The 6280-nt window shown below is 60.4% G+C and carries 4 protein-coding genes and 1 pseudogene (1 of these 5 cut by a window edge); 3 read left to right on the top strand and 2 right to left on the bottom strand.

Features of this window, described 5'->3' with window-relative positions:
* From FVQ81_11165 to FVQ81_11175, 3 genes and pseudogenes are all read left to right on the top strand, one after another.
* A pseudogene (locus FVQ81_11165) lies at window positions 1-205 on the top strand (hypothetical protein) (it extends 1064 nt beyond the left edge of the window).
* Entirely contained in the window at window positions 153-536 is a 384-nt protein-coding gene (locus tag FVQ81_11170; GenBank protein MBW7997106.1) for a hypothetical protein, read from the top strand. Before FVQ81_11165 ends, FVQ81_11170 begins: the two are co-directional and overlap by 53 nt.
* A 112-nt stretch (window positions 537-648) precedes the next feature.
* Window positions 649-3873: a DUF5107 domain-containing protein gene (locus FVQ81_11175; protein ID MBW7997107.1), complete on the top strand. Its 3225-nt coding sequence runs from the start codon at window positions 649-651 to the stop codon at window positions 3871-3873.
* A 253-nt stretch (window positions 3874-4126) separates the two neighbouring features.
* On the opposite strand, the gene FVQ81_11180 is transcribed toward FVQ81_11175, so the two are convergent.
* Complete coding sequence (locus FVQ81_11180) at window positions 4127-5215, bottom strand: hypothetical protein (GenBank protein ID MBW7997108.1); 1089 nt, start codon at window positions 5213-5215, stop codon at window positions 4127-4129.
* Between the two features lie 25 nt (window positions 5216-5240).
* Window positions 5241-6125: a hypothetical protein gene (locus tag FVQ81_11185; protein ID MBW7997109.1), complete on the bottom strand. Its 885-nt coding sequence runs from the start codon at window positions 6123-6125 to the stop codon at window positions 5241-5243.
* Window positions 6126-6280 lie beyond the last annotated feature (155 nt).

Genomic DNA, 6280 nt, shown 5'->3' on the forward strand with positions numbered 1-6280 from the left:
ATACGGACGACACCGGCGAGGCCGTGTTCAGCCTGCAACTGCCCTACGTGTTCGTGGGCGGGACGGTGAGCGGGAAGGCCGAGCTGGTGGACGGCGGCGGGGTCGCGGTCTACATGGATGTCGGCCAGGCGGAGCAGTGGATCTGCCTCGGAGTGCGGGAAAACGGTGGCGATTTCAGTTTTGCAATTCCGGATCACCTGCTTGACGAACGTTATGAGTTCAGGGTCAAAGTCAAGCTGCACGGCGCCCACGGCCCGGGGTCGGCGGCGCTGCACGAAATCAAAATCGACGGTATCTGCCAGCTCAACATGTATTCCCTGCCGTTTCTGGCCCCCGGAGCCAACAGGGTCACAGTCCAGGCAGTCTCGATTCCCGCATCGACCGCGCTGAATGTGACCTGGCGGTGGCGGGAACAGGGCTGGGACAGACAGCACACGGAAACTGTCCGCCGCGTTCCGGCCAGTTACGTCGTGCAGGTGGCGGGCGATGAATATCCGCGGATGAAAGCCGTCATCATGGAAGCTGTGCCTGACTAGCGATACGAAAAAATTTGACAGGGCAGTTTCAACAGGCCAGATTATCAAAATCGGTTAATTCCCAGAGGAAATAAATAACAGCTTACCGGATCCATCCCAGGAGGAAAGTACCATGAAATTGACCCGTCTGCTGGCAGTGTTGATCGTAATATTGGCCGTCTCCGGGGCAAGGGCCGAAGTCAGGGTTTACCAGGAACCGCTGACCCTGCCCACATACAGGATCGGCGCACCGGAAGTGATGCCTTACTGGAACCGGATTTACCCGTACACCATGTACGAGAAACTTACCGACGAGAAATACGACAGGATCTATACCGCGCTCTACGTCGAAAACGAATGGGTCAAGGCGCTGGTGCTGCCCGAAATCGGCGGCCGCCTTCACGGCGCACAGGACAAAACCAACGGTTACCAGTTCCTCTATAACCAGACCACGATCAAGCCCGGGCTGGTCGGGATGGCCGGCGCGTGGATCTCCGGCGGCGTGGAGTGGAACTTCCCCCACGGTCACCGGCCCAGCGGCTTCCGCGACACCGACTACCGTCTGGTGGAAAACCCCGACGGCTCCAAGACAGCCTGGACCGGTGAGTTCGACCGGATTTACGGGATGCGCTGGGCTGTCGGCACAACGGTCCATCCGGGACGAAACTGGGTGGAAACCAAGGTCCGGTTGTACAACAGTACTCCCTACGCGCACTCCTTTCAGATGTGGTCCACCGCCGCGGTGCGAACTCCGCAGGAATACATGGCCGTGATTCCCGGCGAGATAGTCACCGGCCACGGCAAGCACAGTTTTTTCCATTGGCCCGTGCATGACGGCAAGGATATCAGGTACTGGAAAAATATCGCACGGGCCAGCAGTTTTTTCGCCTGGGAAAGCGACAAGCCGTATTTCGGCGGCTGGAGCCCGGAGGAAAAGGCCGGCATGGCCCACGTGGCCGACCCCCATATCGTGCGCGGCAAGAAACTCTGGACCTGGGGCACGGCCCCCTCGGGTCGGATCTGGGAGCAGATTCTTACCGACGGCGACCTGGCCTATTTCGAGCCGCAGGCCGGAGCCTACAGCGACAACCAGCCCGACTATCACTGGATTCTGCCCGGCGAGACCAAGGTGTTCAGCCATTTCTGGATTCCCGTGCGCGATATCGGCGCCTGGGATTACGCCAATCTGGAAGGCTCGCTGAACCTGGAGCTCGATGGCGGCAAAGTGAAATTCGGCTGGAGTCCAACCGGGGTCAACAAGTCCGCCCGGATAGTTATTACCGGCACCGACGGCGAGCTTTTTCGCAAGACAGTCGACACCGACCCGGGAACGCCGTTTATCGGAGAGGTGAAAGCCGGCGGCAATAAAGACCTGTATGATCTGAGGATGATCGTGCTGTCCCCGGGCGGCGACACTCTGCTGAGTTTCCAGCATCCCCGCCCGGAAAACCCGCCCCTGCCCGGGCCGAATCCCGAACCGGCCGATCCAGAGGACGTGGCGAGTGTCGACCAGTTGTTTATCACCGGCGACTACTACGAGATGTTCCGCAATAAACACCGGGCGCTGGAGTATTACGAGGAAGTGCTCAAACGGGATCGCGGAGACGTGCGCACCAACACGGCCTTGGGACTCAGCAAGCTGAAACAGGGTTTTTACAACCAGGCGCTCGAGCATTTCGACCGCGCCCTGGACCGCTATCCGGACATGGGCAAGGCGCGTTACTACAAGGGCATGGCCCACCTGGGCAAGGGTGAACTGGAACTGGCCGAAAAGCACCTCAACCGCGCCGGCTACGACCTGACATATTACGCCGCCGCCCATTTCGAGCTGGCCCAGCTGACCGCCTCGCTGGGGCGCTACGAACGGGCGCTGGAGCATATCGACCGCAGCATCAACGGCAACGGCGACAATGTCCAGGCATGGGCTGTCAAAGCGCTGATCCTGAACCGGCTGGGCCGCCATGACGAGGCCCTGGCCGTGGCTGAAGAAGCTCAGGTGATGGACCCGATGGACCTGTTGTCGCTATGTGAGAAGGGTTATGCGCTCAGCAGCCAGGACAAATCCTGGCAGGTGGATCAAGTGAAGGAAGACGTGCTCAAACTGACGCGCCGCGACAGCGAGAACCATCTCGAGATCGCAATCCGTTACGCCCGCTGCGGCCAGTACGATCTGGCGGCCTTAGTGTTGAATGTCCTGAAAGAAAGCGCTGCGGATGTCTCGCCGATGGTCGATTACTATCTCGCTTATTACAACCACAAACTGAGAGACAAATACGCCGCTGATGGAGCGCTGAGTCAGGCCGCAACCGGCGACCCCACCTATGTGTTCCCCAACCGCCTGGAGAGTTTCCCGGTGCTTAACTGGGCGCTTGAGCAGAAGCCTGACGATGGCCGCGCGCAGTACTATCTGGGCAACCTCCTGCGCAGCAGGGACCGGTTGGACGAGTCGCTGGCGATGTGGGAAAAATCTGTGCGGAACGATCCCGCCAACGTTGTCGCCTGGCGTAATATCGGACAGGTTTACATGGATAAAGGCGACCTGGAAAAAGCCGAAAATGCCTACCAGAGCGCGGTCAAGGCGGACCCGAAAGCGGCGATGGCTGTCGAGGAGTTGGGCAGGGTCTTCCAGAAACAGGGCAAAAGCAATTCGATGAGGATTACTTTTCTGGAGAATCACAAGACCGCGGTCAACTATCGTGACCCGCTGCTCAAGCGGCTGATCTCGATGTACGTCCAGGAAGGCCGCTACGACGACGCGCTGGCATATCTCCAGGACCACCACTTCCATTCCTGGGAAGGCCGTTACGACGTCCACCAGTACTGGGTGGAGAGCAATCTCGGCAAGGGAGACAACTTCTACGCCAGGGGTGACTACGAGGGTGCGCTGAAACACTACGAACTTTCGCTGACCTACCCGTTCAACCTCGAAGTGGCCTCCCAACCCCGCACGGTGAATGCCCGCAAGGAATTCAAGGTGGCTCAGGCGCTGGAGAAACTGGGCCGCAAGAGCGAGGCCGGGAAATTTTACCAGAAAGTGGCGGACTACGATATCAGCGCGGATAACGCCTACCAGTACTATCGGGGCAAGGCCCTGGAGGCGCTGGGCAGGAACGGCGACGCCCGCAAGGTGTACGAGCAGATGCTGGCCGCTGTCGAAAACGCAACCGAGCAGCCCCGCAGGATGAGCTCCCATTTCGATCCGGGCCGCAACCACGAGGCGATCAGGATGTTCAAGCGCTCGCTGGCCCTGGAGGGTCTGGGACTGAGCTCCGAGGCGGAAACCCAGCGAAACCAGGCAGTGGAAGGAGACCCGATCGTCGCCCTGCGTGCATTCAGCCCGCCGCGCGCCGGCTGGTAAAGAGCAGGATTATTGAACGTCCGGGTTCCAATTTCAACTGATGCCTTTGGCGTTAAGCTATGCGCTGTATTTTTCCGACCACACCTCTGGCATCTCTCGGCTCTAGCTCATCATAAGCTAACATCTATCTTGTGTCAGTTGTTTGTCGGCTTATTGGGGAGCGGGTCAGGAATGTATGATTATAATTAAGGATAATAATATATCGAATGCAATCATTCGGTAAGCGTACTTCTGTCAGGTATCCAGTGCATGGTCAGTCCTCCAGCAGTCGCTGCAATTCCGGACAGAACTTGAGTCCCAACGTCCGGCCGTGGTCCAGGATATAGCCGGCGTCGGCATCCAGGTTGATCGTGTCCGGGCTGACCGTGCTCACCGAGCCCAGCAGAGCGGCGAAATCGGCGGCGGTTTCCACCGGCAGCTCGGCCAGGCCGGTGCGTTTGACCGGCTCGGGTCTGATAAACGGCAGACCGGCCGCGGTAGCGATAATCAAGCCCGCCATCGATGCGTCCCCCGCTCCGGCGGTGCTTTTTACTTCCACCCTGGCCGCCGGGATATATTCCCAGCGCCCGTCCCGCCAGGCCCAGGATCCACGTTCGCCCACGGTGACCAGCAGCCGCAGCTTCGAGTTCAGCCGGCTGACCCGGTCCTGCATCGCATCCAGGAACGGTTCGGGATTGTTGCTGTCGCAGGTTTTTCCGCACAGGGCGGAGGCCTCGTCGCGGTTGATAGCCAGGAACTCCGTATTGGCGATACATTCGGCGGCGCGCGGATCGGTCATCTCGGCCGAGGTCAGCGTGCAGAAGCGCAGCAGGTCGAATTCTCCCGCCATCATCAGCAGTTCCAGCCTTGATTCAATCGGCACCTCCGGCGCGGCCAGGGCCATGCCCCGCTGACCGTATTCGAGGCACAATTGCTGGGCGGCGCGGATCTCGCTGGGATGAAGCAGGCTGCTGGCGCTGCGGCTGGTGGTGATATTGCCGCCCGTGCGGTCCGGGTAGAGAAAGCAGACGCTGTAGAGGGTGGGTGCCCCACCGGTGCTGATCACGTAGCGGGTATCCATCCCGGATTCGCCCATCAGACGCACCATTTCCTCAGCGACCGCGTCTTTGCCGACCTTGCCCAGCGGGACAGTCTGGAAGGTGGAGCTGTCTTCCTGGTTAGAGCCGAGCAGCAGGGCCACGTAGTGCAGTATGATATGCAGCTTGCAGAAATCCCGGCAGTCGCTGAGCACGCCGGCCCGGCTCTCCTCCCGGCCCAGGGTGTGGTCGCCCTGCAGCTCGAACATGATCCCCGAGCCGATCCCGCCCGTCCCGATCACCGCCCTGTATTCCCCGTCGTACATCCAGCGTGCTCCCTCGTCCGGCCGGTTAAAGCAGTTCCCATTCCGGGTGGGTACTGATCGGGTGCGTGGCGGTTTCCCGCGTGGCTGTCACCCGCGCATCGGCGTGTTCCTGCAGCAGGGTCATCGGATATTCAGGGGTAGGTTCGCTGAACAGGGCGACCCGGAAGGCGGTCTGCTTCCAGGCTCCGGTGTCGCTGTATACTCTGACTTTGCGCGCCGAGAGGCATTCTTTCACGCCCAGCGTGACGCTCATCGGCGGGATAAACTGCCAGGCCGAGCCCAGCGTGCGCTGGGCCAGGGCGATCACCGTATCCCAGTTGTTGGACTGGAGGCGGATCGAGCTGTCGCGGACCTCGTCGAGCGAAAGCAGGCTGAACGGCTCCCGGCGGGCCTGGTTGTAGGCGATATGGCCGTCCTGGCCCCAGCCGCCCAGGGTGATGTCGATCGGGCCGGCCGCCAGTTCGCGGCGGACCTCGTCGATATTCTGCGGCGTGAGCCAGTGACGGTTCTGCTCGGGAACAGCCAGGCCGGGGTCGATCGGACCGTAGAACACGCGCTCCATCTCGCTGCGGAAATTGTAGGGATGCCCGTCGGGCAGCAGGTTGCCCTGCCAGTCCAGGCACTCGTCCATGTGGAACACCTCGAGGTCGCGGAAGCTCACCTGCTCGCCGTTGACTATTTCGGCCAGCGGCTCGTACCAGCACGATGGGCCGCAGGGGATAATCGCGCGGGTCGTTCTGCCCTCAACGTTGTTCCGTTCCACTTCCTCCACCAGCTCGCGGGCCATCATCCGGCCCATCTCCTCGCGCGTATCCACGATCTCGAACGGGACCCGCGGATTATGACGGGCCAGTTCATCGACTTTGATCGAGCACCACTCCAGCAGGTCTTTTTTATCTATTGCGTACATTTCCGGCTCCGAACTTTAAATATTCTCCTTCGCAAATGCTAGTGTTGTGTCCTGCAAATAATGTACAAGAAAAGCGGTTTATAAATCCCCCTCGATCCCCCTTTACGAAAGGGGGAGGCCGCTTCCCCTCTTTGCCAAAGGGGGGCCAGGGGGGA

The organism is Candidatus Glassbacteria bacterium, from assembly GCA_019456185.1.
Taxonomy (GTDB): domain Bacteria; phylum Gemmatimonadota; class Glassbacteria; order GWA2-58-10; family GWA2-58-10; genus JAJRTS01.